At 75.9% G+C, this 24,047-nt stretch carries 21 protein-coding genes, 1 pseudogene and 1 riboswitch; of the genes and pseudogenes, 8 read left to right on the top strand and 14 right to left on the bottom strand.

Annotated elements, in window-relative coordinates; genetic code table 11:
- Window positions 1-9: 9 nt before the first annotated feature.
- From cbiE to AC5L3Z_RS16085, 9 genes and pseudogenes are all read right to left on the bottom strand, one after another.
- Complete coding sequence (gene cbiE / locus AC5L3Z_RS16125) at window positions 10-1,257, bottom strand: precorrin-6y C5,15-methyltransferase (decarboxylating) subunit CbiE (protein ID WP_494842831.1); 1,248 nt, start codon at window positions 1,255-1,257, stop codon at window positions 10-12.
- Window positions 1,245-2,387 carry a cobalt-precorrin-5B (C(1))-methyltransferase gene (locus tag AC5L3Z_RS16120; protein ID WP_494842829.1) on the bottom strand — a complete coding sequence of 381 codons (1,143 nt, stop codon included), beginning with the start codon at window positions 2,385-2,387 and terminating at the stop codon, window positions 1,245-1,247. The genes cbiE and AC5L3Z_RS16120 overlap by 13 nt, the downstream gene beginning before the upstream one ends.
- Complete coding sequence (gene cobM / locus AC5L3Z_RS16115; protein ID WP_494842827.1) at window positions 2,384-3,217, bottom strand: precorrin-4 C(11)-methyltransferase; 834 nt, start codon at window positions 3,215-3,217, stop codon at window positions 2,384-2,386. The genes AC5L3Z_RS16120 and cobM overlap by 4 nt, the downstream gene beginning before the upstream one ends.
- Window positions 3,214-3,981 (bottom strand): precorrin-2 C(20)-methyltransferase, encoded by a 768-nt coding sequence (gene cobI / locus AC5L3Z_RS16110; RefSeq protein ID WP_494842826.1) that lies wholly within the window; start codon window positions 3,979-3,981, stop codon window positions 3,214-3,216. Before cobI ends, cobM begins: the two co-directional genes overlap by 4 nt.
- Window positions 3,978-5,339, bottom strand: coding sequence for a cobyrinic acid a,c-diamide synthase CobB (locus tag AC5L3Z_RS16105; protein WP_494842825.1), 1,362 nt, complete (start codon window positions 5,337-5,339; stop codon window positions 3,978-3,980). Before AC5L3Z_RS16105 ends, cobI begins: the two co-directional genes overlap by 4 nt.
- A complete protein-coding gene (gene cobO / locus AC5L3Z_RS16100; RefSeq protein ID WP_494842823.1) occupies window positions 5,336-5,947 on the bottom strand; it encodes a cob(I)yrinic acid a,c-diamide adenosyltransferase in 612 nt (203 codons plus the stop codon). Before cobO ends, AC5L3Z_RS16105 begins: the two co-directional genes overlap by 4 nt.
- Window positions 5,947-8,294: pseudogene (locus AC5L3Z_RS16095) on the bottom strand (VWA domain-containing protein). Before AC5L3Z_RS16095 ends, cobO begins: the two are co-directional and overlap by 1 nt.
- Before the next feature lie 55 nt (window positions 8,295-8,349).
- Window positions 8,350-12,018: a cobaltochelatase subunit CobN gene (gene cobN / locus AC5L3Z_RS16090; RefSeq protein WP_494842822.1), complete on the bottom strand. Its 3,669-nt coding sequence runs from the start codon at window positions 12,016-12,018 to the stop codon at window positions 8,350-8,352.
- Window positions 12,019-12,158: 140 nt separating this feature from the next.
- Window positions 12,159-12,359: a hypothetical protein gene (locus AC5L3Z_RS16085; protein WP_494842821.1), complete on the bottom strand. Its 201-nt coding sequence runs from the start codon at window positions 12,357-12,359 to the stop codon at window positions 12,159-12,161.
- A 46-nt stretch (window positions 12,360-12,405) separates the two neighbouring features.
- A riboswitch (cobalamin riboswitch) is annotated at window positions 12,406-12,535 on the bottom strand.
- Window positions 12,536-12,885: 350 nt separating this feature from the next.
- Here AC5L3Z_RS16085 and AC5L3Z_RS16080 point away from each other — a divergent pair.
- Window positions 12,886-13,590, top strand: a complete 705-nt coding sequence (locus tag AC5L3Z_RS16080) for an MBL fold metallo-hydrolase (RefSeq protein ID WP_494842820.1) — start codon at window positions 12,886-12,888, stop codon at window positions 13,588-13,590.
- A 22-nt stretch (window positions 13,591-13,612) separates the two neighbouring features.
- On the opposite strand, the gene AC5L3Z_RS16075 is transcribed toward AC5L3Z_RS16080, so the two are convergent.
- From AC5L3Z_RS16075 to AC5L3Z_RS16060, 4 genes are all read right to left on the bottom strand, one after another.
- Window positions 13,613-13,948 (bottom strand): hypothetical protein, encoded by a 336-nt coding sequence (locus AC5L3Z_RS16075; protein ID WP_494842819.1) that lies wholly within the window; start codon window positions 13,946-13,948, stop codon window positions 13,613-13,615.
- 89 nt (window positions 13,949-14,037) lie between these two features.
- On the bottom strand, window positions 14,038-14,934 hold the full coding sequence (locus tag AC5L3Z_RS16070) for an aldo/keto reductase (protein WP_494842817.1): 897 nt from the start codon (window positions 14,932-14,934) through the stop codon (window positions 14,038-14,040).
- Window positions 14,935-15,014: 80 nt separating this feature from the next.
- Window positions 15,015-16,238 carry an MFS transporter gene (locus AC5L3Z_RS16065; RefSeq protein WP_494842815.1) on the bottom strand — a complete coding sequence of 408 codons (1,224 nt, stop codon included), beginning with the start codon at window positions 16,236-16,238 and terminating at the stop codon, window positions 15,015-15,017.
- A gap of 193 nt (window positions 16,239-16,431) precedes the next feature.
- The gene (locus tag AC5L3Z_RS16060; RefSeq protein ID WP_494842813.1) at window positions 16,432-17,061 is read right to left on the bottom strand and encodes a TetR/AcrR family transcriptional regulator; all 630 of its coding nucleotides are present in this window, start codon (window positions 17,059-17,061) and stop codon (window positions 16,432-16,434) included.
- Window positions 17,062-17,129: 68 nt separating this feature from the next.
- Here AC5L3Z_RS16060 and AC5L3Z_RS16055 point away from each other — a divergent pair, with 68 nt between their 5' ends.
- On the top strand, window positions 17,130-18,290 hold the full coding sequence (locus AC5L3Z_RS16055; RefSeq protein ID WP_494842811.1) for an FAD-dependent monooxygenase: 1,161 nt from the start codon (window positions 17,130-17,132) through the stop codon (window positions 18,288-18,290).
- Between the two features lie 37 nt (window positions 18,291-18,327).
- A complete protein-coding gene (locus AC5L3Z_RS16050) occupies window positions 18,328-18,564 on the top strand; it encodes a hypothetical protein (RefSeq protein WP_494842809.1) in 237 nt (78 codons plus the stop codon).
- Between the two features lie 373 nt (window positions 18,565-18,937).
- Here AC5L3Z_RS16050 and AC5L3Z_RS16045 read toward each other — a convergent pair whose 3' ends face one another.
- A complete protein-coding gene (locus AC5L3Z_RS16045) occupies window positions 18,938-19,927 on the bottom strand; it encodes an adenosine deaminase family protein (protein WP_494842808.1) in 990 nt (329 codons plus the stop codon).
- A gap of 268 nt (window positions 19,928-20,195) precedes the next feature.
- Here AC5L3Z_RS16045 and AC5L3Z_RS16040 point away from each other — a divergent pair, with 268 nt between their 5' ends.
- The 5 genes from AC5L3Z_RS16040 to AC5L3Z_RS16020 all read left to right on the top strand — a co-directional run bounded on the left by AC5L3Z_RS16040 (window position 20,196) and on the right by AC5L3Z_RS16020 (window position 24,047).
- Window positions 20,196-20,984 (top strand): LppM family (lipo)protein, encoded by a 789-nt coding sequence (locus AC5L3Z_RS16040; protein WP_494842807.1) that lies wholly within the window; start codon window positions 20,196-20,198, stop codon window positions 20,982-20,984.
- Window positions 20,985-21,106: 122 nt separating this feature from the next.
- Entirely contained in the window at window positions 21,107-21,451 is a 345-nt protein-coding gene (locus AC5L3Z_RS16035) for a hypothetical protein (RefSeq protein WP_334614353.1), read from the top strand.
- 11 nt (window positions 21,452-21,462) lie between these two features.
- Window positions 21,463-22,071, top strand: a complete 609-nt coding sequence (locus AC5L3Z_RS16030; protein WP_494842805.1) for a glycine zipper family protein — start codon at window positions 21,463-21,465, stop codon at window positions 22,069-22,071.
- Window positions 22,068-22,763 (top strand): carboxypeptidase-like regulatory domain-containing protein, encoded by a 696-nt coding sequence (locus AC5L3Z_RS16025; RefSeq protein WP_494842804.1) that lies wholly within the window; start codon window positions 22,068-22,070, stop codon window positions 22,761-22,763. Before AC5L3Z_RS16030 ends, AC5L3Z_RS16025 begins: the two co-directional genes overlap by 4 nt.
- A gap of 30 nt (window positions 22,764-22,793) precedes the next feature.
- On the top strand, window positions 22,794-24,047 hold the full coding sequence (locus AC5L3Z_RS16020) for a phage tail sheath family protein (protein ID WP_494842802.1): 1,254 nt from the start codon (window positions 22,794-22,796) through the stop codon (window positions 24,045-24,047).

Below are 24,047 nucleotides of genomic sequence, written 5' to 3'. Positions count from 1 at the left end.
GGGTGGTGGTCACGGGCGGTTCCCGGTGAGCAGGACCACCGGGTTGGCGGCGGCCAGCCGGATCGAACCGCCGGGCAGGTCGGCGAGGCGGGCGGCGGCGAGCTGGCTGCCCTCGACCGCGTAGCCGGCGGCGCGGAGCAGGTGGACCGAGGGGCCGACCCGGTCCAGCGCGGCGAGGGCCACCACCACCCGCGCCGGCCGGCGGGCGGCCACGGCGGCGAGCACCTCCGCGCCGCCTCCGCCGACGAAGACGGCGTCCGGCTCGGGCAGCCCGCGCAGCGCCTCGGGGGCGCTGCCGACGACGAGCCGGACGTCGACGCCGTGCCGGGCGGCGTTGGCCCGCACCGGGGCGGCCGGGTCACGCTCGACGGCGACGACGGCCGCGCCGAGCAGCGCGCACTCGACGCCCACCGAGCCGCTGCCGGCGCCGACGTCCCAGACCAGCCGGCCGAGGCGGGGACGGAGCCGGGCCACCGCGAGGGCGCGCACCTCCGCCTTGGTGATCATCGAGGCGCGGTGGTGGTACGCGGACTCGGGCAGCGCCCAGCCGTCGGCGGGGGCCGCGGCGGGCTGGTTGTCGGCCCGCATCGGGCCCACCGCGGCCCCGCCGTCCGGGGCGTCAGGGGCGAGGCTGAGCAGGACGTGCGGGTCGGCCCAGGCGCGGCCGGCTGCCTCCGCCGGGACGGTCCAGGTGATCCGCTCGTCGGGCGTGCCCAGGTGCTCGGCCACCACGAGTCGGCGGGACCAGCCGACCAGACCCGCGCCGAGTTCGGCCGCGCCGGCGCCGGGCGCGGTGAGCACCGCGACGGCGGGCAGCGCCCGGCAGGCGTTGAGCGCGGGCCGCGGGTCGCGGCCGTGCGCGGTGACCACCGCCGTGCCCTCCCAGGGCAGCCCGGCCCGGGCGAAGGCGGCGGCGACGCTGGAAACCGCCGGCAGCACCCGCAGCGGGAGCCCGGCCGCCCGCAGCCGCCGGACGATGCCGAAGAAGCCGGGGTCGCCACTGGCCAGCACGACGGCCGGGGTGCCGGTCGCCACGGCGGCGCGGAGCCGGTCCAGCGCGGGCGCGAGCGGCCCGAGGGCGACGGTGGCGCACCCGGGCGGCACCGGCACGGCGGCGAGGTGCCGGGCCGCCCCGACCACCAGCCCGGCCGTGGCCAGCACCTCGGCCAGCCCGCCGGGCGCCGGCCGACCGGCGGCGTCGATCCCCACCACGGTCACGGTCGCCCCGACGGACGCGAGCGTGCTCACGCCGCCCACCGTCCGGAGGAGGCGACGACCCGGGAGCCGGCGAAGTCGACCATGGCCACGTCGACGTCGACCACCGGCCCGGCGAAGCGGAGCAGCACCTGACGGACCCGGCGGCAGAGCTGGTCCCCGGCCGGTCCGAGCAGGCCGGCGGCCTCCCACAGCTCGTACGCGTGCCGCCCGGTGTTCGCCGCCACGACCGCCGCGACGAGGTCCGGGGCCCCGCCGGCCTCGGCGGTGACGTCGCCGAGCAGCGACAGGTCCACCTTCGACCGGGTGTAGTGGGTCATCAGGATGCCGGCGGCGAGCTTGGCCAGCTTGCCGGCCATCCCGACGAAGACCACCCCGGTCATGCCGTCGCCGACGGCCGCGGTGACCGCCGCGCCGGTGAAGTCGCCGACCTCGACGAAGCACACCTCGGACAGCTCGGGCAGGAGCGCCCGGGCGGCCCGCTCGGTACGCCCACCGGTGCAGAGCACCACGGTCCGCTCCCCCTGGGCCGCCATCACGTGCACCGCCTGCACCACGCTGGCCCGCCAGGAGGCGGTGGAGAAGGGCCGGACGATCCCGGTGGTGCCGAGGATGGAGATGCCGCCGAGGATGCCGAGTCGCCGGTTGGTGGTCTTCCGGGCCATGATCTCGCCGCCCGGCACGCTGATCACCACCCGGACGCCGACCTCGGTCAGGTCGACCACCTCGGCCACCGCTTGGCCGATCATGCGTCGGGGGGTGTCGTTGATCGCCGGCCCGCCGACCGCCAGGCCCAGTCCCGGCTTGGTGACGGTGCCGACGCCGGGGCCGCCGCCGAGGTCCAGGCCGGGCCCGGTACGCCAGCCGACGGTGGCGGTGAGGTGCGCGCCGTGGGTGACGTCCGGGTCGTCCCCGGCGTCCTTGACCACCACCGCCTCGGCGCGCGCCGGGTCGACGTCGCACCGGGCCACCGGGAAGGCCACCCGCCGCCCGTCGGGCAGCCCGATCTCCACCGCCGCCTGCGGTGCGCCGGTGACCAGGGCGGTCACCGCCGCCTTCGCCGCCGCCGTCGCGCAGGCGCCGGTGGTCCAGCCGGTGCGCAGGGCGGTGGGACGGACCTTCGCGGTGCGCGGCAGGTCCGGCTCGCGCAGCGGCGGCTCGGCGTACGTCACCGCGTCCCGTCCTCCGACCCGGTGGCGCGGGCGCGGCGCAGCGCGGCGCGGGCGTCCGGCTCGGCCCGGCGGAAGGTGTGGAAGTGCCCCGGGTGGTAGAGGTGCGAGCGGGTGCCGGTGGCGGCGAGCGCCGGCCCGACCAGGAAGAGCGTGTGCTTCCAGAGCTTGTGTTCCTTGACGGTGGCCGCCAGGTCGCCGAGCGCGCAGCGCACCACCAGCTCGTCCGGCCAGGTCGCCTGGTACGCCACCACGACCGGGGTGTCCGCCGGGTAGCCGCCGGCGAGCAGTTCGGCCTGGGCCTGCCCGGAGCGGGCGGCGGAGAGGAAGAGCGCCATGGTGGTGCCGTGCCGGGCGAAGTCGCGGACCCGTTCCCCCGGCGGCATCGGGGTCTTGCCGCCCTCGAGCCGGGTGAGGATGACCGACTGGGCCACCTCGGGGATGGTCAGCTCCCGGCCCACGATCGCCGCCACGGCGGTGAACGACGACACCCCGGGCACGATCTCCACGGCCAGGCCGAGGGCGCGGCACAGGTCGAGCTGTTCCTGGACCGCGCCCCACAGGGCCGGATCGCCGGAGTGGATCCGGGCCACGGTCAGCCCGTCGGCGGCGGCCCGCCGGTAGAGCGGCAGCACCCCCTCGATGGGCAGCTGGGAGGAGTCGACGATCTCGGCGTCCGGCCGGGCGTGGGCGAGCACGTCGGCGTGGACCAGGCTGGCCGCCCAGATCACCACGTCGGACTCGGCGATCACCCGGGCGGCGCGCAGGGTCAGCAGGTCGGCGGCGCCGGGGCCGGCCCCGACGAACCAGACCTTTCCGTTGCTGGTGCTCACAGTTTTCCTCCCCGCCGCTCCCGGCGGGCCGGGACCAGCAGCGTCGACAGGTACGGCAGGTCGTCTCCGGCGCCGTCCACCGGCCCGATCCGCTCGCCGGGCAGGCCCAGCGCGCTGCCGAGCACGGCGTCGTCGTGCCGGCCCCGCCGGCGCAGCTCGGCGAGCACCTCGGGATGCCGCCGCCAGCCCTTGTAGACCACGACGGTGCCGGGGCCGGCGAGGGCGTCGGCGAGCAGCGCCGGCCCGGCGGTGGCCGGCAGCAGGGTCAGCGGCTCACGGCCCTCGCAGAGCGGGACGCCGCTGCGCGCGGCGAGTTCCTGCATGGCGGTGACGCCGGGCACGGTGCGCACCTCGACCGTCGGGCGCAGCGCGCGGACGGTCTGCGCCAGGTAGCCGAAGGTGGAGTAGACGTTCGGGTCGCCGATGGTGGCGAAGGCGACCGAGCGGGCGCCGTCGTCGAGGGCGGCCACCACGGCGCGGGCGGCGTCGTCCCAGGCGCGTTCCCGGCGGGCGGTCACCCCGCCCCGGTCGTCGAGGGCGAACGGCAGCCGGCGCAGCCGGTCCGGCGGGACGTGCGCGAGGACGGTCGTCTCGGCCCGGCCCGGCGGCGCGTCACCCGCCGCGGCCAGCCGGTCCAGCACGGGTACGACGACCAGGTCGGCCTCGCCCAGCACCCGGACCGCCTTGAGGGTGAGCAGCTCCGGGTCGCCCGGTCCGACCCCCACCCCGGTCAGCGTGGCGGCGCCGGTCGGTGCCGCGCTCACCGGCTGGCCGCCTCGACCAGGCGGCGGGCGGCCAACGGCTGGCCGGCCCAGTGGGTGTGCAGGTAGGAGGCGTGCACCCGGCCGTCGACGAAGCCGTGCCCCGTGCCGTCCCAGCGCCAGGCCGGTCGGTCGCCGTGACCGGGGTCGGTGACGGTGCGGTGGAACTCGTGGCCGCGTACCGGGTCGCCGGCGCGGTGCGGCGGGGAGTCCGTGGCGGCGACGGCCTCCCGGTAGCCGAGGGTGAGCCGGCCGGTCATCCGGGCGGTGTGCGCCAGCCGGCCGCACATCGGCACGCCGTCGAGCGCCCTGCCCAGGTAGAGCAGGCCGGCGCACTCGGCGACGACCGGCCCGTCGAAGTCGGCCAGTTCGGCGCGGAGCGCGGTGTTGCCGGTGAGCGCCTCGGCGTGCACCTCGGGGAAGCCACCGCCGATGACGACGGCGCGGGTACCGGCCGGCAGGGCCGGGTCGCGCAGCGGGTCGAAGCGGGCCACCGTGGCGCCGGCCGCGGCGAGCAGCTCGGCCGTCTCGGCGTACGAGAAGGTGAAGGCGGGTCCACCGGCGAGGGCGACGACCGGGCGGTGCCCGCCGGCGGGGCCGCCGACGGCGGCGTCCGGGTCCCAGGCCGGCGCGGTCAGCGGCGGCGCGGTACGCGCCAGGTCGAGCACCGCGTCGAGGTCCACGGTGGACTCGACCAGGTCGGCCAGGGCGGCGACGACGGCGAGCGACTCCGGTGCCCGTTCGGCGACCGGCACCAGCCCCAGGTGGCGGGCGGGCGCGGCCACCTCGACGGCCCGGGTGACCGCCCCGAGCACCGGCACGCCCACCTCGGCGAGCGCGTCGCGGAGCAGGGTCTCGTGCCGGGGCGAGCCGACCCGGTTGAGCACCACCCCGCCGATCCGCACGCCCGGGTCGAAGGCGCGCATGCCGAGCACCAGCGCGGCGGCCGAGCGGCCCTGGGCGGTGGTGTCGAGGACCAGCAGCACGGGCGCGTCGATCAGCCGGGCGACGTGCGCCGTGGAGGCGTACGCCCCCCGTCCGACCGCGCCGTCGTGCAACCCCATCACCCCCTCGACGATCGCCACGTCGGCGGGGGTGGGGACGCACGCCCCGTGCCGCAGCAGCGGGGCGATCCGCTCCTCGCCGACCAGCCAGGGGTCGAGGTTGCGGCCGGGTCGGCCGGCGGCGAGGGCGTGGTAGCCGGGGTCGATGTAGTCGGGGCCGACCTTGTGCGGGCTGACGGTCAGGCCGCGTCGGCGCAGCGCGGCGAGCAGGCCGGTGGCCACGGTGGTCTTGCCGTGCCCGCTGGCCGGGGCGGCGACCACCAGCCGGGGCAGCGCCACCGGTTCGTCGGGGCTCACCACTCGATGCCCTTCTGGCCCTTCTGGCCGGCGTCCATCGGGTGCTTGACCTTGGTCAGCTCGGCGACCAGGTCGGCGGCCTCGACGAGCCGGGGGTCGGCGTCCCGGCCGGTGATCACCACGTGCTGGAAGCCGGGGCGGTCGGTGAGGGTCGCGACGACCTCGTCGACGTCCACCCAGCCCCACTTCATGGGGTAGGTGAACTCGTCGAGCACGTACAGGCCGTAGCGTTCGGCGGCCAGGTCGCGCTGGACCTGCCGCCACCCCTCCAGGGCGTCGGCGGCGTGGTCGGCGTCGCCGCCGCGCTGGATCCAGGACCAGCCCTCGCCCATCTTGTGCCAGGCCACCAGGGCGCCCTGCCCGGTGCGCTCGTGCACCTCGCCGAGGGCGCGGAAGGCGTTCTCCTCCCCCACCCGCCACTTGGCGCTCTTGACGAACTGGAACACCCCGATCGGCAGCCCGGCGGTCCAGGCCCGCAGCGCCAGCCCGAACGCGGCGGTGGACTTCCCCTTCATCTGCCCGGTGTGCACGATGGTCAGCGGCCGGTGGCGCCGCTGCCGCGTCGTCAACCCGTCGGCCGGTACGACGGAAGGCTTCCCCTGCGGCATCAGGCAACGCTCCTGTTCGGTCGAACCCCCGCGATCGCACGGATCGGGTCCGCTGCACCCGTGGTGCCGGGGCGGGATCCGCGCGATCGCTGAGGGCTGGTGAGGGTGGTGAGGGTGTCCAGGGGGTGCAGCGGGGCGGCGAGCTGGGTGGCCAGGCGGCCGGCGAGGTGGAGGCGGACGGGGCCGGATTCGCAGTCGACGACGACGCAGGGGGCGCCGGTGGCGCGGAGCACGGCCGCCGCGCGGGCCGCCCGGTCCAGCGGACGCTGCCCGGCGGTGGCGCGGCCGTCGGTGACGACCAGGACCAGGGGCCGTCGGCGCGGGTCGCGCAGCCGCTCCACCCGCAGCAGCTCGGCCGCCGCCAGCAGGCCCTCGGCCAGCGGGGTACGCCCCCCGGTGGGCAGCTCGGCCAGGCGGGTCGAGGCGGCCAGCACCGAGGAGGTCGCCGGCAGCACCGTCCGCGCGCCGGTGCCCCGGAAGGCGATCACGGCGATCTTGTCCCGGCGCTGGTAGGCGTCGGTGAGCAGGGCGAGCACCGCCCCCTTGACCGCGGACATCCGCTGCCGGGCCCCCATCGAGCCGCTGGCGTCGACGACGAAGAGCACCAGGTTGCCCTCGCGCCCCTCCCGCACCGCCTCGCGCAGGTCGTCGCCGCGCAGCCGCAGCGGGCCGTCGGCCCGACCCCGGTCGGCCTGGTGCGGGGCGGCGGCCCGCACCGTCGCCGGCAGGTGCAGCGCGCCCGGGCGGCCGGTCGGCACCCGGGCGCCGGTGGTGCGGCCCCGCCCGGTCCGGGCGCGGGACCGGCGGCCGGGCACGCCCTCGCCGACCCCTGGCGCGGTGAGCAGCCGGGCCTTCAGCCCACCCCGGGGTACGGCCACCGCCTGCGCCCCGGTCCCCGACCGCCCGTCGGTGGGGCCGTTCCCGGCGACGCCCCGGAGGCGGCCGCCTCGATCGTCCGGCGCGGTGTCGTCCGACCCCGTCGGGGGGCCGTCGCCGGCCGACCGGCTGTCGCCGCCGTCCGGCCAGGTGTCGCGGCCGCCGGCCGGCCAGTGGTCCGCCGGGTCGCCGGGCCGCTGCTCGGCGGCGCTCGGCGGTCGGTCCGCCGCGCCGGCGCGCTGGTCGGCGGCGTCCCGGTCGGCGGCGTCGCTCCCGGCGCCGGTGTCGTCGCGACGGTTGTGCTCGCCCCCGCCGTCGCCCGGACCGCCGCCACCGGGTCCACCGGCCGGCCCGTCGGGACCGCCGCCCGGTCCGCCGGGCGGGTCGTCGTCGGGGTCGTCGTCGCCGACCCGGTCCAACGCCTCGTCCAGACGTTTCTCGTCCAGGCCCGGGGTGTCGAACGGGTCGCGGCGCCGCCGGTGTGGCAGGGCGAGCCGGGCGGCGACCCGGACGTCCTCCGCGGTGACCCGGTCCCGGCCCTGCCAGGCGGCGTGCGCGGCGGCGGTCCGGGCGGTGACGATGTCGGCGCGCATCCCGTCCACGTCGAACGCCGCGCACACCTCGGCGATCCGGCGCAGCGCGCTGTCGGGCAGCAGCACCGTCCCGACCCGCCGCCGGGCCTCGGCGACCCGGTGGGCGACCCGCGCGTCCGCCTCGGCCCAGCAGGCGGCGAACCCGGCCGGGTCGGCGTCGGCGGCGAGCCGCCGGCGGACCACCTCCACCCGGACGGCGGGGTCGCGGCTGGCGGCCACCTCGACGGTGAGCCCGAACCGGTCGAGCAGCTGCGGGCGCAGCTCCCCCTCCTCCGGGTTCATCGTGCCGACCAGGAGGAACCGGGCGGCGTGGCTGACCGAGACGCCCTCCCGCTCGACGTGGCAGCGGCCCATCGCGGCGGCGTCCAGCAGCAGGTCGACCAGGTGGTCGTGGAGCAGGTTGACCTCGTCGACGTAGAGCACGCCGCGGTGGGCGGCGGCGAGCAGCCCGGGTTCGTAGGCGCGTACCCCCTCGCCGAGGGCCTTCTCCAGGTCCAGCGAGCCGACCACCCGGTCCTCGGCGGCGCCGACCGGCAGCTCCACCAGGCGGGCGGGGCGCCGCTCGGCGACCGCCCCGGCCGGGTGCGGCCCGTCCGGGCAGGCCGGATCGGGGGCGGTCGGGTCGCAGCCGAACCGGCAGTCGGCGACCCGGTCGACGTCGGGCAGCAGCGCGGCGAGGGCCCGGACGGCGGTGGACTTGGCGGTGCCCTTCTCGCCCCGCACCAGCACCCCGCCGATGGCCGGGCTGACCGCGTTGAGCAGCAGCGCCAGCCGCATGTCGTCCATGCCGAGCACCGCGCTGAACGGATAGCTGCTCACTGCGCCGCCTCCGTACGCGACTGCGGGGCTCGCAAACCCGGCTCACTCCTCGCGCTCACCGAGCCGCCTCCGTACGCGACTGCGGGGCTCGCAAACCCGGCTCACTCCTCGCGCTCACTGCTGGTCCTCCAGGTCACCCTCGGTGGTCAGGTACGTCTCGCGGAGCCGGTCGAGGGTGTCCGGCCGCGGCTCGGCCCACAGCCCCCGGTCGGCGGCTTCGAGCAGTCGTTCGGTGATGCCGCGCAGCGCCCAGGGGTTGGACTCCTCCAGAAAGGCCCGGGTCTCCGGCTCGAAGACGTACGCGGCGGCGAGGTGCTCGTACATCCAGTCGTCGACGACGTTGGCGGTGGCGTCGTAGCCGAAGAGGTAGTCCACGGTGGCGGCGAGCTCGAACGCGCCCTTGTAGCCGTGCCGGCGCATCGCGGCGATCCAGCGCGGGTTGACCACCCGGGCCCGGAACACCCGCCGGGTCTCCTCGCCCAACGTCCGGGTCCGCACGTCGTGCGGCATGGCCGAGTCCCCCACGTACGCGGCCGGGGCGGCGCCGGTGAGGTGGCGGACCATCGCCACCATCCCGCCGTGGTACTGGAAGTAGTCGTCGGAGTCGACGATGTCGTGCTCGCGGGTGTCCTGGTTCTTCACCGCGACGGCGATCCGGGCGAAGGAGCTCTCCATGTCGGCGCGTGCCTCCCGCCCGTCCAGGCCCCGGCCGTAGGCGTAGCCGCCCCAGACGGCGTACACCTCGGCGAGGTCGGCGTCGGTACGCCAGTTCCGGGCGTCGATCAGCGGCAGCAGGCCCGCTCCGTACGCCCCCGGTTTCGAGCCGAAGATGCGGGCGGTGGCTCGGCGCTCGTCGCCGTGCCGCGCCACGTCGGCGGTGACGTGGGCGCGGACGAAGTTCCGCTCATCCGGCTCGTCCAGCGCCGCGACCTGCCGGACCGCGTCGTCGAGGAGGGCGACCACGTGCGGGAAGGCGTCCCGGAAGAAGCCGGAGATGCGGACCGTGACGTCGACCCGGGGTCGGCCCAGCTCGGCGGGGGGCACCACCTCGACGCCGGTGACCCGGCGGGACCGGTCGTCCCAGACCGGGCGGCAGCCGAGCAGCGCCAGGACCTCGGCGATGTCGTCGCCCTGGGTCCGCATGGCGCTGGTGCCCCAGACGGTCAGCCCGACCGAGCGGGGGTACTCGCCGGTGTCGGCGAGGTGCCGGGCCAGTAGCGAGTCCGCCAGCGCCACCCCGACGTCCCAGGCGTTGCGGCTGGGGATGGCCTTCGGGTCCACGGAGTAGAAGTTGCGGCCGGTGGGAAGCACGTTGACCAGGCCCCGGGTGGGTGAGCCGGACGGCCCGGGCGGCACGAACCGTCCGTCGAGCGCGCCCACCACCCGGTCGATCTCGTCGGTGGTCCGGTCCAGCCGGGGCACCACCTCCTCGGCGGCGAAGCGCAGCACCGCCGCCGCGTCGGGGATGTCCCGGCCGGCGACCTCCTCGATGACGGCTCCGGCCTTGTCGGCGTCCCAGCCGAGGGTCTCCATGCCGACCACCGCCCGGCGGGCCAGCGCCTCGATCAGGTCGACGGCGTCGGCGGCGGTCGCGGCCGGCCCGTCCACCGCCTCGGTCAGCGCCGCCGGCACCGCGATCCGCTCGCCCGGCGAGCCGAGGAGCGCCTGCTCGTCCAGCCCGTACGCGGCGGCGATCGCCTGGCGCAGGCCGGGCAGGATACGGGCGCCGCCCCAGACCTGCGGGGCGCGCAGCACGGCGAGCACCAGGTTGACCCGGGCCGGCCCGCTGGGCGCCTCGGCGAGGATGTGCAGCCCGTCGCGGATCTGGACGTCCTTGACCTCGCAGAGGTAGCCATCGAGGTGGAGCACGAAGTCGTCGAACTCGTCGGCGGCGGGCATGTCCTCGGTGTGCAGGTCGTGGTGCAGCTCGGCGGCGCGGACCAGCGCCCAGATCTGCGCCTGCACGGTCGGCACCTTGGCCGGGTCGAGCGCCTGCACGGTGGCGTACTCGTCGAGCAGTTGCTCCAGCCGGGCCAGGTCGCCGTAGGTCTCGGCGCGGGCCATCGGCGGCACGAGGTGGTCGACGACGACGGCGTGGGCGCGGCGCTTGGCCTGGGTACCCTCGCCGGGGTCGTTGACGATGAACGGGTAGACCAGCGGGAGGTCACCGAGGACCGCGTCGGGGGCGCAGTCGGCGGCCAGCCCGAGGCCCTTGCCGGGCAGCCATTCCAGGGTGCCGTGCTTGCCCAGGTGCACCACGGCGTCCGCGCCGAAGCCGCCGTCGGCCACCGGCTCGGCGAGCCACCGGTACGCGGCGAGGTAGTGGTGGCTGGGCGGCAGGTCGGGGTCGTGGTAGATCGCGATCGGGTTCTCCCCGAAACCGCGCGGCGGCTGGATCAGCAGCACCACGTTGCCGAAGCGCAGCCCGGCGAGGACGACGTCCCCGCCGTCGGTGTAGAGCTGGCCGGGCGGCTCCCCCCAGTGCGCCAGCATCCGGTCCCGCAGCGGCGTCGGCACCCGGGCGAACCAGCGTCGGTAGGTCCGGCCGGGCAGGCGCGCCTCGGCGGCGGCGAGCTGTTCGGGGGTGAGCCACTCGACGTCGTGCCCGCCGGCGGCGATCAGCGCGTGGATCAGCGCGTCGCCGTCGGTGGGCACCGGGTCGTCGCCCAGGTCCCATCCGGCGTCGGCGAGGGCGGCGAGCAGGCGCACCGCCGAGGCGGGGGTGTCCAGGCCGACCGCGTTGCCGACCCGGGAGTGCTTCGTCGGGTAGGAGCTGAGCACCACCGCGAGCCGCTTCTCGGCGTTCGGCACGTGCCGCAGCCGGGCCTGCCGGACGGCGATGCCGGCCACCCGGGCGGCCCGCTCCGGGTCGGCGACGTAGCCGGAGAGCCCGTCGGCGTCGATCCGCTTGAACGAGAACGGCACGGTGACGATCCGGCCGTCGAACTCGGGGATGGCCACCTGCATCGCGGCGTCCAACGGGGAGAGGCCGGCGTCGCTGCCCGCCCACTGCTCCCGGGTGCTGGTCAGGCAGAGCGCCTGGATGACGGGCACGTCCAGGGCGGCCAGCGCGCCGACGTCCCAGGCGTCGGCGTCGCCCCCGCCGGAGGCGACGGCGGCGACGGCGCCACCGGCGGCGAGGACGGTCACCACCAGGGCGTCGCAGCGGGCGAAGAGGTCGAGCGGCCCGTCACCGGGGGCGAGCCCGCGCAGCGAGCCGCAGAAGATGGGCAGCGGGTCGCCGCCGGCGGCGGTCACCGCCTCGGCGAGGGTGTCGACGAAGCCGGTGTTCCCGGCCAGCGCGTGCGCCCGGTAGAAGACGATCCCGACGGTGGGGCGGCCGGTCCGCGTCGGGTGGTCGCCGTGGATCCCGTACGCCGGGGTGGGGGCGGGCGGCGCGAAGCCCTCGCCGGTGAGCAGCACCGTGTCGGAGAGGAACCGGGCCAGCTCGGCGAGGTTCTCCGGGCCCCCCTCGACCAGGTAGCGCAGCGCCTCGGTGACCACCCCGGAGGCCACCGTGGAGGCCGCCATCAGCTCCGCGTCGGGCACCGCCTCGCCGCCCAGCACGACCGTGGGCACGCCGGAGGCGAGCACCGCGGCGAGGCCGTCGGGCCACGCCTGGCGGCCTCCGAGCAGGCGTACGACGGCGAGGTCGACGCCGTCGAGCAGCGCCGGCACGGCGTCCACGCCGACCCGGGCGGGGTTGGCCAGCCGGTAGTCGGCGGCGCTGGCGCGGGCGGCGAGGAGGTCGGTGTCGGCGGTGGAGAGCAACAGGATGCGCACGAAAGGCTCCGGAGAGTGACACCCGGGTCGCCGCGAGGGCGGCCGGGCGATGCGGGGTGGGCGCGGTTCAGCGGGTACGACGAGTCGCCGACCGGGTCACCGGCGGGCTGCCGGCGGGCGCGGGCGGCGCGGCGCGGGACTCAGCGGTGAACGGCGAGGCGGGCAGCGCGGCGGCCGGAGGAGGCGGCGCGGCGGCCGGCTCCGGGCGCGGCGGCGCTACCGGGCACCGGCACGGCGGTGCGGCCGGTGGTCGGTGCGGCGGGGTGACCGACCATGGGCGCGCTGCCCTGCTCGGTGGGGATGCGACGGATCTCGTCGACGGTGGAGACGCTGCGCGTCATCGGGTCCTCCTCGGGTGTCCACGCCCTGGGGTAGCTCCGACGGCCGAAGTATCCTGGCTCCCAGATCGACGCTCACCCCCGGCCTTCCAACCGCAGACACACGGCCGTGACTCACGAGGGGGGATCGCTCCCCGGTGACAGTGGCGGGACCGCGCCGGAATCGCACCGGCTTCCTTCACTGCCGTCAGGCCGCGAATGCTGCCACACCCCTCGGCGCGCGGTCAACGCCGGCCCCGGCCCCGCCCAGGGCCGGCATCGATCGGGCGCCACCGATCGCTGACGGCCGTTCGACCAGTTCGGACAATGTCCGTACTCGATGCGCACCCCCCTTTGCTCTGCTGCCGCCGAGGCGACACCGGGAGCGCTCCACCGTTGCCTCCGGGGCGGCAGAGCAAAGGGGCCGACGGAGGCGTCCGGGGGCCGACGCCGCAGGTGGGGCAGCCGTTGGGCGGGTCGAGCGCCTACGATCGGCCGACGAGGAGCCAACGTCGACCGACGATCGGTAGGAATCGGGGGCACCACCGAGATGACCTTCCACCAGCTCGCCGGCCGGGTCTGGATCTTCCCGGGTGACCCGGAGCCCGACAACGTGCAGCCGGCCGTGGCGTTGATCACCGACGAGCGGGGCAGCGTGCTGGTCGACGCGGGCCACAGCCCGGGGCACGCCCGGGAGATCCGGGCCGCCCTCACGATGTCCGGGCTGCCCGAACCGCGCTGGCTGGTCTACACCCACCACCACTGGGACCACGTCTGGGGCGCCTGCGCCTGGCCGGGAGTGGAGATCGTCGGGCACGTCGCCGGGGAGCGGCTGCTGCGGGACGAGGCGGCCCGCCCGTGGAGCCACCGCTACCTGCGCGAGCAGGTCCGCGCGAACCCGCGGCTCGGACCCAGCTTCCGGGCCCGCGCTCTGGCGATGGACTCCTGGGACGACTTCACAGTGCTGCCGCCGACCCGGACCTTCACCGACGAACTGACGCTGCCCACCGGTGTCCGACTGCGGCACGTGGGCGGCGGGCACGCCCCCGACTCCACCGTGGTGCTGGTGCCAGACTCGGCGGTGATGCTGCTCGGCGACTGCTTCTACCCGCCACCGGCGCACCTGCGCGGGCCCGGCGACGGCCCCGACCTGGCGCTGGTCCGCCGGCTGCTCGACCCCGACCACCACTGGTACGTCGCGAGCCACACCGACCCGATGACCCTCGACGAGGCCCGCGCCGCAGTCGAAGCCTGAGCCCAGGTCGGGGTCGGGCCAGTCAGCGCAGCCGGCGTTCCGGGTGGGCCCGGTTCCACTCCCGCATCCGCTGCGGATAGCCGGTCTTCATGGCCTCGTAGAGCGGCACCGCGTGCCGGCGCGCCAGCTTCCCGGCCACCTGCGGCGAGCCGGTCCGGCGGCGGATCCACTCCCCGTCGTGGGCGATCGCCACCACGGTGGTGTCGGTGGCGGTGGTCTCCGGTTCGAGATAGAACTCGACGCCCTGCCTGCTGGTCACGAAGTGCTCCAGCGCGGCCAGGTCGTCGCGGGTCGCCTCCCGGTCGAGTTTGGTCGGGGTCGGGTCGGCGGTCCGGGACCGCCGGCTGAGCCAGCCCATCTGCGCACTCCCTCTCCTCCACGTGACCTCCAGTGCACCACCGGTTCCTGGCAACGGACTGCGAGGAGGGTGAGCGCCACCTGACCGGGTCAGCCGAGCGCGGCCAACTCCCCGGCGGTGAGCCGCAGCCCGCCGGCCGCCACGTTCTGGGCCACGTGCTCCGGGTCGCCGGTGCCGGGGATGGCCAGCACGTGCGGCCCCTGGTGCAGCGTCCAGGCGAGGCGTACCTGGTGCGGGGTGGCGCCGTGCGCGCGGGCGACGGCGTGCACGGCCGCCGGGTGGTCCGTCGCCGCGCCCGCCTCCCGCCGCGCGCCGGCGAGGGCGAAGAAGGGCACGTACGCGATGCCGCGCGCCCCGCACTCGCGCAGCAGGGCGTCCTGGTCGCCCCGGTTGTCCAGGGCGTAGCTGTTCTGCACGCAGACGACCGGGGCGATCGCCTGCGCCTCGTCGAGGTGGTCGAGGCGGACGTTGGAGAGGCCGAGGTGCCGGATCAGCCCGGCCTCTCGCAGCGCGGCGAGGGCGGCGAAGCCCTCCGCCACCGAGTCCCGGCCGGGCCGCTTGACGATCCGCAGGTTAACCAGGTCGAGGTGGTCCCGGCCGAGCCGGCGCAGGTTCTCCTCCACCTGGGCGCGCAGCCCCGCCGGGGTCATCTCCTCGCGCAGGCCGGTGGCCGGGTCGTACGCGAAACCGACCTTGGTGGCGATGAGCAGGTCGTCGGGGTACGGCGCGAGCGCGGCGCGGATCAGCCCCGGCGCGTACCGGGCGGGGCCGCTGCCCACCTTCAGCGTGCCGCCCGGTGAGACGTAGAAGGCGGCGGTGTCGAGGTGGTCCACCCCCAGTTCCACGGCTCGGCGCAGGACGCGGATCGCGCGGTCGGCGTCGGGGTCTGCGGTGATCCGCATGGTGCCGAAGCCCATCCGGCGCACGGTCCGGCCGCCGAGGGTCCAGGTGCCCGCGGCGACCGCGGTGATCTCGTGAGTAGGCATCCGGCGACCCTAGCCACGGCGGTGGGCCGGCGCGGTCGGTCGCGCGCCCGATACCGCGGCCGGCCCGTCGCTGTTAACTTCTATGTGCGGGAGGGGTTCGCCGGTGGGCGGGTGGCCGGCACCAGCGCCAGGGTCGCCAGCAGCAGCACGGGCACCACCAGCAGCGCCTGCAGGGTTCCCACCCGGTCACCGAGCAGGCCGAGCAGCGGCGGTCCGGCCAGGAACGACGTGTAGGCGATCGCCGCCACCACGCTGACCCGGGCCGGGGCCCGGTCCTCCTCGTCGGCGGCGGCGCTCATCCCGACCGGGAAGCCCAGCGAGGTGCCGAAGCCCCAGAGCAGCACCCCGGCGATGGCGACCGGCCCGGAACCGGAGAGCACCGCCACGGTCGCGCCGACCACGGCGAGCAGGATCGTGACGAGCAGGACGGGCACGCGTCCCCACCGGTCGATGGCGACGGTGCCGGCGGTGCGCCCGATGGTCATGCCGGTGACGAAGACACCGAAGACCGCCGCGCCGGCGGCCTCGCTGACGCCGTACCCGTCGACGAAGGCGACCGCGAGCCAGTCGTTGGCGCTGCCCTCGGCGAACGCCATGATCAGCACCAGCACGCCGATGAGCAGGGTGCGCGGCTCGCGCCAGGCGGCGAGCAGGCCGCCGCGCCGGGCGGCCGGGGTGTCGCCGGCGTGCGCGGCGGGCCGCACGGGCAGGAAGGCCCGGGCGCCGAGCAGGGTGCCGCCGAGTACCACCACGGCCACCACCACCAGGTGGGCGTCGACCGACAGGCCGACCCGGGCGGCGCCGGCGCCGAGCGCCGCGCCGGCGACCGAGCCGAGACTCCAGGCCGCGTGGAACCGGGGCATGACGGTACGCCCCAACCGCTTCTCCACGGCGGCGCCCTCGACGTTCATCGCCACGTCACAGGTGCCGGAGCCGTAGCCGAGGGCGAACAGGCACACCGCCACGCCGACCAGCGAGCCGGCCAGTCCGGCGGCCACCCCCGCCCCGGCCAGCCCGCCCGCGACCAGCACCGTGGCCAGCACCACCGTGCGGGCGGCGCCGAGGCGCTGGGCGGCGAGCCCGGCGGTGGTCAGCGCGAGCACCGCGCCGGCGGACATGGCGAGCAGCAGCAGGCCGAGCCGGCCGGCGCTGAGCCCGAGCGCCTCGCGGACCGCGGGGACCCGGCCGAACCAGGAGGCCACGGCGAGGCCGTTGAGGGCGAAGACCACCGCGACGCCGTTGCGGGCGGCGAGCACCGCCCGGGGTACGGCGGCGGCGCTCTGGTCGATGACAGCGGGGCTCACAGTGGCACGGTCCTTCCCGGGGTACGACGTCCTCGGCGACGATCACACACGTCCGTCACGACCACAAGCCGGTGCCAATCCTTACCCCGGTCGCCGCGGTGAGCACCGCCTTCCGCCGGGTCCGCGGGGTCAGTCCGCGCGAGCACCGCGCGCGGGTCCTCGTCGGCTGACCGACCGCCGCCTCGCGGGGCCCTCAGCTGCCGGTAAAGGCGCGCAGCAGGGCGCGGACGGCGGTCCGCAGGTCCTCCCGGCTCTCCGGGGTGCCCGGGGTCGGCGCGCTCAACGCCCCGGCGCCGACCAGGCGGTCGAAGAGCAGCCCGTCGACGAACGCGACGAACTGGTCGCCCTGCCGGCGCGGGTCCGCGGCCCCGGCGCCGGCCAGCAGCGCGCGGGCCTGCTCGCGCAGCACGGTGCCGTGGGCGAGGATCCGCCGCAGCTCGGGGCGGTGCACGGCCTCCAGCAGGCAGGCGTAGCGGGCGAGGCTGCGGTCCCGGCCGGTGGTGAGCCAGCGGTCCAGCACCTCGGCGGTCCCGGCGGCGAGCCGGTCGAGGTCCGGCGCGGTGAGCCGGGGCGGCGGCCCCGGCGGCGGCGCGCCGGTGGGCAGCTCGCGCTCGGTCAGGTCGACCTGGTCCAGGTCGACCAGCCGCCGCACCACCGCCTCGATCAGCGCCTGCCGGGTGCGCAGGTACGCCGAGGTGGTGCCGAGCGGCACGCCAGCGCGGGCGTCCACGGCCCGGTGGGTCAGCGCCCGCATCCCGCCCTCGGCGAGCAGTGCGATCGCCGCGTCGGACAGCGCGGCCACCCGGGCGGCCCGACCACTCATCGACGCCCCCTCGGTTCACCCTCTACGGATGTAGTATGAACTTCTACAGATGTAGAAGGGCGGTCGGGATGGACGGACACGCGGTCGTGGTCGGCGGCGGGATCGGTGGCCTCACCGCGGCGCTGGCCCTGCACCGGGCGGGTTGGCGCACCACCGTGCTGGAACAGGCCGCCGAGCCGCGCGAGCTGGGCACCGGCCTGACCCTGATGGCCAACGCGCTGCGCGGCCTCGACGCGCTCGGCGTCGGGGACGCCGTCCGGTCCCGCTCCGGGGCCGGGACCGCCGGCGGGCTCCGCGACCGCGGTGGACGCTGGCTGTCCCGGATCGACGCCGCCGAGCTGACCCGACAGCTCGGCACCGCCGCCTTCGGCGTGCACCGGGCAACCCTGCACGGCATCCTCCGCGACGCCCTGCCGCCGGCCGCGCTGCGCACCGACGCCCGGGTGGTCGACGTGACGTCCGGCCCGGACGGCACCCGGGTCCACCACCGCTGGCGCGGCGAGCCGGGCGAGCTCACCGCCGACCTGGTGGTCGGCGCCGACGGCCTGCGCTCGGTGCTGCGCTCCCGGCTCTGGCCCGAGGTGCCGCCACCGGTCTACGCCGGGGCGACCGCCTGGCGGGCGGCCATCCGCTGGCCGGACCCGCTGCCGGCCGCGGTGAGCTGGGGACCCGGCGCCGAGTTCGGCGTCGTCCCGCTCGACGAGGAGCGGCTCTACTGGTACGCCGCGGTGAACGCCCCGCCCGGCTGGCACGTCCCCGACGAGCTGGCGGCCGTCCGGGCCCGCTTCGGCGACTGGCACGACCCGATCCCGGCGCTGCTCGCCGCCACCCGACCCGAGGAGCTGCTCCGCCACGACCTCCACCACCTGGGCACACCCCTGCCGTCGTACGTGAGGGGAAGGGTGGCGCTGCTCGGCGACGCGGCGCACGCGATGACCCCGTACCTCGGCCAGGGAGCCGGTCAGGCGATCGAGGACGCGGTGACGCTCGGGGTGGCCTGCGCCGGCGGTCCTGCCCACCTCGACGCCGCGCTCGCCCGGTACGACCGGGAGCGCCGGCCCCGCAGTCAGCAGGTGGCCCGGGCGTCCGACCGCGTCGGCCGGTACGGCCAGCGGCTGCGCAACCCGGTCGCCGTCGCGCTCCGCGACACCCTGGTCCGCCTCACCCCGAGCCGCGCCGCGCTGCGCCAGGCCGCCCGGTACGCCGACTGGCACCCACCCCGCCGCTGAGGCCGGGCGCCGGTCGGCGGCCGGCTACCACCCCCCGATGATCGAGGAGTTGATCAGGAGGGCGGCCGCCGAGGACGACGACGCGATCGAGGAGTTGTCCGTGATCGCGGACAACGACCCGCGGAGGCTGACCCCGCACCTGGACCTCCTGCTCGACCTCGATGTGCTGTGGCCGGCGAAGTTGTACCGGGCGGCGGACGCCGGCGAGGGCGCCTACTACCTGCACCTGCACCAGCCGTGCGGATTCGCCGCGGTGAACTACCAGCAGAGCTGACCCCCGGAAGCGCATGTTGGCCACCCGGGTCGGCAGGCGGTTGACCGAGGCAGGCGACTGAGGCGGCCTCGGCTGTCTCTCCCTGGCCCTTTAGAGCTGATGACGAAAACGAGTCGCCACCGCCGCCACCGCCAGCGGGCCCGGCAGCGGGCCGGGACGGGAACGAAGGCGTGATTCGTTTGTGCTATCAGCTCTAAAGGACCGCATCAGCAGGTGCGCTACCCGGCAGCGGTCAGCGGGCTCCGCCGTAGTCAGGTGGGTGGCGAGCGGGATGGCGCAGCCCACGTCCAGCCGCACCAGCAGGGTGGGGTGCGGCGCTGTCCGTGGCACGCTCTGGGGGACGGCCTATCGCACGACCTCGCCCGGCCGAGGATCAGGTCCGCCCCGCCGTGCCGTACGCCCGGGCGCCCACGTCGGCCAACCACCGCCGGGTCGCCGCGTCGCAGAGCGCCCCGGCCAGCCCGGCCGCGTACGCCGTCGCCGGGTCGACGCCGAGCCGGGACGCCAGCGCGTACTCGTCGGCCAGGGTGATGCCGAAGATGGCCGGGTCGTCGGTGGAGACGGAGCAGCGCACCCCGGCCTGGGCGAGGACGGTCAGCGGGTGCGGCCGGTCCGGCGCGGCGACCCCGAGGCGCAGGTTGGAGGTGGGGGTCACGTCAAGCACGGCGCCCCGCCCGGCCAGCTCGGCGACCAGGCCGGGGTCCTCTACCGCGCGTACCCCGTGCCGGATTCGGACCGCACCCATCGCGAGGACCTCGTGGACGGCCTCCGGCCCGGCCGCCTCCCCGGCGTGCGGCACGAAGGGCAGGCCCCCGTCGGCGGCGATCCGGATCGCCCGGGCGTGCGGCGCGGTCGGGAACCGCCCCTCGGCGCCGGAGAGACCGAAGCCGACCGCGCCCCGACCGGCGAAACGGGTCGCCACCCGGGCCGCCTCCTCGGCGAAGGCGACGTCCTGGCCCCGGAAGATCTGCGGGGTCAGTCCGATCGCGACGCCGTACCGGTCGCGGGCCTCGGCGGCGGCGTCACAGCAGGCGGCGAGGACGTCGGCCCAGCCGGCCGGCCCGCCGAGCCGTTCCTCGGCGTCCACGACGGGCTCCAGGTAGACCGCGCCGTGCCCGGCGGCCTCGGCCGCGTACGCCAGCAGGATCCGCCGGTAGTCCCCGGGCGTGCGCAGGCAGGCGGTGAGCGCGTTCCAGGTGGCGATGAAGTCGTACAGGTCGGTGAAGACGTACGGCTCGTCGGGGGCGACCGGGGCCGGGACACCGTTGTCGCGGGCGATCGCGGCGAGCAGCCCGGGAGAGACGGTGCCCTCCAGGTGCACGTGCAGCTCGATCTTGGGGCTCTGCCTCTGGGCGGGGGTCATCGGGCTCCTCGCGACGACGGCGTGACCGGCACCGTCATCCTGCCGCGACCGGCGCCGCCCGTCCGCCCCGGGACGGCGGAACCGCCCCGCCGATCGCCCCGGGACGGCGGAACCGCCCCGCCGATCGCCCCGCGGGCCAATCCTCCAGAATATCGACCGCCTCCATTTCCGGCGTCAGCCGAACGGAACGACGGCCGGTAAGATCGGTGACAGCGTTGTGACTGATCGCTGACTGCTGATGGTGAAGGCGATCACACACACTGTGCGCATGAATACGAGACTCAACCGCGGCAGGGCATTCCGCGTCGCGGTGTGTCTCGCCCTGGTGGCCATGCTCACCGGCTGCATGCAGCTCAACTTCGGACTGACCGTCAACGCCGACGACACCGTCGACGGGCAACTGCTGCTCACCGCCCAGAAATCCCTGCTCACCTCCCGCAACCAGAACGTGGCGGTGGCCTTCGCCGAGCTCCGGCAGAACATCCCCACCCTGCCGCCGGGCGAGGAGACCGTCTATCAGGACGACCGCTTCTACGGCGCCCAGATCAGTTATCGGCGTACCCCGCTGAAGGATTTCACCAGCGAAAGTCTCAATCTGGTCCGCGACGGCGACCTCTACCGGTTCAGCCTGCCGCTCGACCCGTCGAAATACGGCGGAAAAGTGGCCGAGCAGAATCCGCGGAACCGGGAAGAGTTCATGCGGTTGATGTCGTTCGAGATTTCCGTGACCTTTCCCGGCCGGGTGATCGACAGCAACGGCACGGTCAACGGTCGCTCGGTCAGCTGGCAGGTCGCCGCCAACCGCACCAAGCCCGCCGAGCTGCGGGCGGTCGCCGAGGCGCCGGTGCGGCCCTCGCCCTCCGCGACCGCGGCGACGCCGGACGAGGACGACTCCTTCCCCTGGCTGGTGGTCGGCGCCGTCGTGGGCGTGCTGCTGCTCGCCGGCGTCGTACTCCTGGTCCTGTTGCGACGCCGGCGGGGACGGGCCACCGCCGCCGCGGCCCCGACGGGCCCCCCGACGGTCGCGCCACCGGCGGACCGCGCGGAGCCGGTCTGACCCGCCGGGTCGGGCCACGTCACCACCTCACCCCGGGCGTCCGGGCCGGCGGGAACATCCCCGCCCCGGACGTCGTACCTCACCACCACATCCTCTCCCGCACCACCCGAAGGGGGATCGCCGTGAACGATCTCTTCACCTGGGCCGCCCTCGGCAGCCTGACCGGGGCCAGCGCCGCCACGCTGCTCACCGCCAACGTGATCGGCGGGCTGATCGGCCCCGGCGGCGACAAGGCCCGCAAGTGGATCGCCCTGGGCATCGCCCTCGTGCTGTCCTACCTCACCGCGGCGTTCGCCACCGACGCCGGCGCCGAGAAGTGGGTCATCGCCTTCTTCAACGGGCTGGTCATCTTCTCCGCCGCGTTCGGCATCAACCAGCTGCCGCCCGGCAACCGGCAGGCGACCCAGGCGTCGCCGACCCAGCTCGCGCAGCAGCGCGAGCCCCGCTACATCCGCTCCTGGGTCTGAGAGGTGACCCCATGGTCCTCGCCATCATCAGCACGGTCGTCCACATCGCCTTCGGCGCCCTGCTCGGCGGCTTCCTGGGCGGCACCATCGGCCTGCTCGTCGGTGCCGTCGTCGGGCTGCTCGTCGGTGGGCCCTTCGGCTGGGCGATCGCCTCGGCCCGGGTGTACGGCCCGGACGCCCGCGGCATCCTGCTCTTCGTCGTCGACCACACGTGGAGCCTGCTGAACACGGTCGCCGGCGCGATCTACCTCACCGTGCACCTGGTCTTCGGGCACCACCTCGACCGGCCCACCTCACAGCAGAGCTGCCGGGTCAACGTGGTCGAGGGCGTCTCCCCCCGGTACGCCACCACCATCGGCACGGTCTGCGCCGGCTCCAACAGCGGCATCCAGCGGCACGAGGACGTGCACATCTTCCAGGCCCGGCTCCTCGGCCCGCTCTACATCCCGCTGGTGGCGTTGAACTACGTGCTCTTCACCATCGCCCCGGTCTGGCTGCTCTGGCACGACCACACCAACGCGCCGATCAACCGCTTCACCCGGTACTTCGAGATCGGCGTCTACCCGCACGTCTGGAACGAGGCCATCGCGTACCGGATCCAGGGGACGCCGCCGCGATGACCGGCGACGGGCGAGGAGCGATCGAGGCGGCCACCGCCGAGCTGACGGCGTGGCTGGCCGCGGCGGCGGGCGAGGACGTCCCGGTCGGCCCGCCCGTCGACCCGGAGGCGACCGGGCTGACCCTGTGGCCGCTGGAGCTGCGGCCGGCCCGGCAGACCCGGGGCACCGGCGCCCGCGAGCCGTACCGGTTCACGGTCCGCTACCTGCTCTGTGCCGCCGGTCCGGCCGGGCTGCCCCGGCTGGACCGGGTGCTCGCCACGGCCGCCGCCGAGGGCGAGCCGGAGATGGTGCTGGAGGCCGGCGACCCGGGTCTGTGGCGGGCGTTCGGCGTGGCGCCCCGCCCGGCGCTGCTGATCGACGTGCCGGCCCAGGTGGCCCGCCCGGTGCCGGCGGCGCCGCCGGTGCTGCGCCCGCTGCGGCTGCGCCAACTGGCGATGCTCACCCTGGACGGCCGGGTGGTCGGCCCGGAGGAGCAGCCCCTCGCGGCGATGCGGGTCGAGCTGGTCGGCACGCCGTACGCGACGCACACCGACCCGGCCGGCCGGTTCCGGCTCACCGGCGTCCCGCACGACCCGGAGCAGCCCGGCCGGCAGGTCCGGCTGCGCCTGGTCGGCCGGGGACGCACGCTCACCGCCGACGTCGATCCCGCCGACGCCGACATCGTCATCGTCTGCGAAGCCCCGGCCCGCTGACCCGGACCGGCCCGCGCACCAGGAGGACCGATGCCCAACTACTTCTCCCCCGGCATCTACGTCGAGGAGGTGCCCAGCGGCGCCCGCCCGATCGGGCCGGTCGGCATGAGCACCGCCGGCTTCGTCGGGGTCGCCCCGGACCGCGACGCGCACGTGGACCGGGCCGTACCGGTGAACAGCTGGTCGGAGTTCCTGCGGCTCTACGCCTCGGGCGAGCGCCCGGAGAGCACTCCGCTGGCCCGGGCGGTCTTCGGCTTCCTGGACAACGGTGGCACCCGGTGCTGGGTGGTCAACGTCGGCGAGGGTGGCCAGGTGACGGGGGGCGGTCAGCGCCGCGCCGGCCTGCAACTGCTGGAGGCGGTGGACGAGGTCTCCATCCTCGCCGCGCCCGGCTTCCACGACCCGGTCTCGCACGAGGCGCTGCTCAGCATGGCGGAGCGGATGCGCACCATGGTCGCCATCTGCGACCCGGCACCGGGCATCGAGGACGTGTCGGCGTTGACCCGGGTCGCCACGCCGGCCTCCGCCCGGACGTCCCGCACGAGCGACGGCAAGCCCCCCGAGGGTACGTCGAGACCAGCCGACGCCGACGCCGACACCGGGTCCGGCTCGACGGCGGCGTACCGGCCCCGGCAGTCGGAGTTCGGCACCTGCTACTTCCCCTGGCTGCGGGTGCGGGACCCGCTCAGCGGTGAGCTGGTGCTCACCCCGCCGAGTGGGCACATCGCCGGCATCTGGGCCCGCACCGACGCTCTGCGCGGGGTGCACAAGGCCCCCGCCAACGAGCCGGTACGCGGCGCCGTCGACCTGGAGTACCTGGTCACCCGCCCCGAGCACGACGTGCTGAATCCCAAGGGCGTCAACGTGATCCGGTACTTCGCCGGGGAGGGCATCCGGGTCTGGGGCGCCCGCACGCTCGCCGCGGAGGCCAGCGAGTGGCGTTACCTGAACGTGCGGCGGCTCTCCATCTCCATCGAGCAGGCGATCGCCAACGGCACGCGGTGGATGGTCTTCGAGCCGAACGACTTCTCGCTGTGGCGGTCGATCCGCCGGGACATCGGCGCCTTCCTCACCCGGGTGTGGCGGGACGGGGCGTTGCTGGGGCGGACGCCCGAGGAGGCGTTCTTCGTCAAGTGCGACGAGGAGACCAACCCGGCCGACGTGCGTGACGCCGGGATGGTGGTCGCGCACATCGGCATCGCGGTGGTCAAGCCCGCCGAGTTCGTGGTGTTCAAGCTGAGCCAGTGGGCCGGCGGCACCGAGACCGAGACGATTGGAGGCTGA

The sequence above is a fragment of the Micromonospora sp. LZ37 genome (genome assembly GCF_059359015.1).
This window is presented reverse-complemented; position numbering and strand designations above follow the sequence as displayed.

Coding starts and splice junctions, on each gene's coding strand:
- cobO (WP_494842823.1), bottom strand. CDS start 5,947: ATGCCGCAGGGGAAGCCTTCCGTCGTACCGGCCGACGGGTTGACGACG.
- AC5L3Z_RS16085 (WP_494842821.1), bottom strand. CDS start 12,359: ATGACGCGCAGCGTCTCCACCGTCGACGAGATCCGTCGCATCCCCACC.
- AC5L3Z_RS16080 (WP_494842820.1), top strand. CDS start 12,886: ATGACCTTCCACCAGCTCGCCGGCCGGGTCTGGATCTTCCCGGGTGAC.
- AC5L3Z_RS16075 (WP_494842819.1), bottom strand. CDS start 13,948: ATGGGCTGGCTCAGCCGGCGGTCCCGGACCGCCGACCCGACCCCGACC.
- AC5L3Z_RS16070 (WP_494842817.1), bottom strand. CDS start 14,934: ATGCCTACTCACGAGATCACCGCGGTCGCCGCGGGCACCTGGACCCTC.
- AC5L3Z_RS16060 (WP_494842813.1), bottom strand. CDS start 17,061: ATGAGTGGTCGGGCCGCCCGGGTGGCCGCGCTGTCCGACGCGGCGATC.
- AC5L3Z_RS16055 (WP_494842811.1), top strand. CDS start 17,130: ATGGACGGACACGCGGTCGTGGTCGGCGGCGGGATCGGTGGCCTCACC.
- AC5L3Z_RS16050 (WP_494842809.1), top strand. CDS start 18,328: ATGATCGAGGAGTTGATCAGGAGGGCGGCCGCCGAGGACGACGACGCG.
- AC5L3Z_RS16045 (WP_494842808.1), bottom strand. CDS start 19,927: ATGACCCCCGCCCAGAGGCAGAGCCCCAAGATCGAGCTGCACGTGCAC.
- AC5L3Z_RS16040 (WP_494842807.1), top strand. CDS start 20,196: ATGAATACGAGACTCAACCGCGGCAGGGCATTCCGCGTCGCGGTGTGT.
- AC5L3Z_RS16030 (WP_494842805.1), top strand. CDS start 21,463: ATGGTCCTCGCCATCATCAGCACGGTCGTCCACATCGCCTTCGGCGCC.
- AC5L3Z_RS16025 (WP_494842804.1), top strand. CDS start 22,068: ATGACCGGCGACGGGCGAGGAGCGATCGAGGCGGCCACCGCCGAGCTG.
- AC5L3Z_RS16020 (WP_494842802.1), top strand. CDS start 22,794: ATGCCCAACTACTTCTCCCCCGGCATCTACGTCGAGGAGGTGCCCAGC.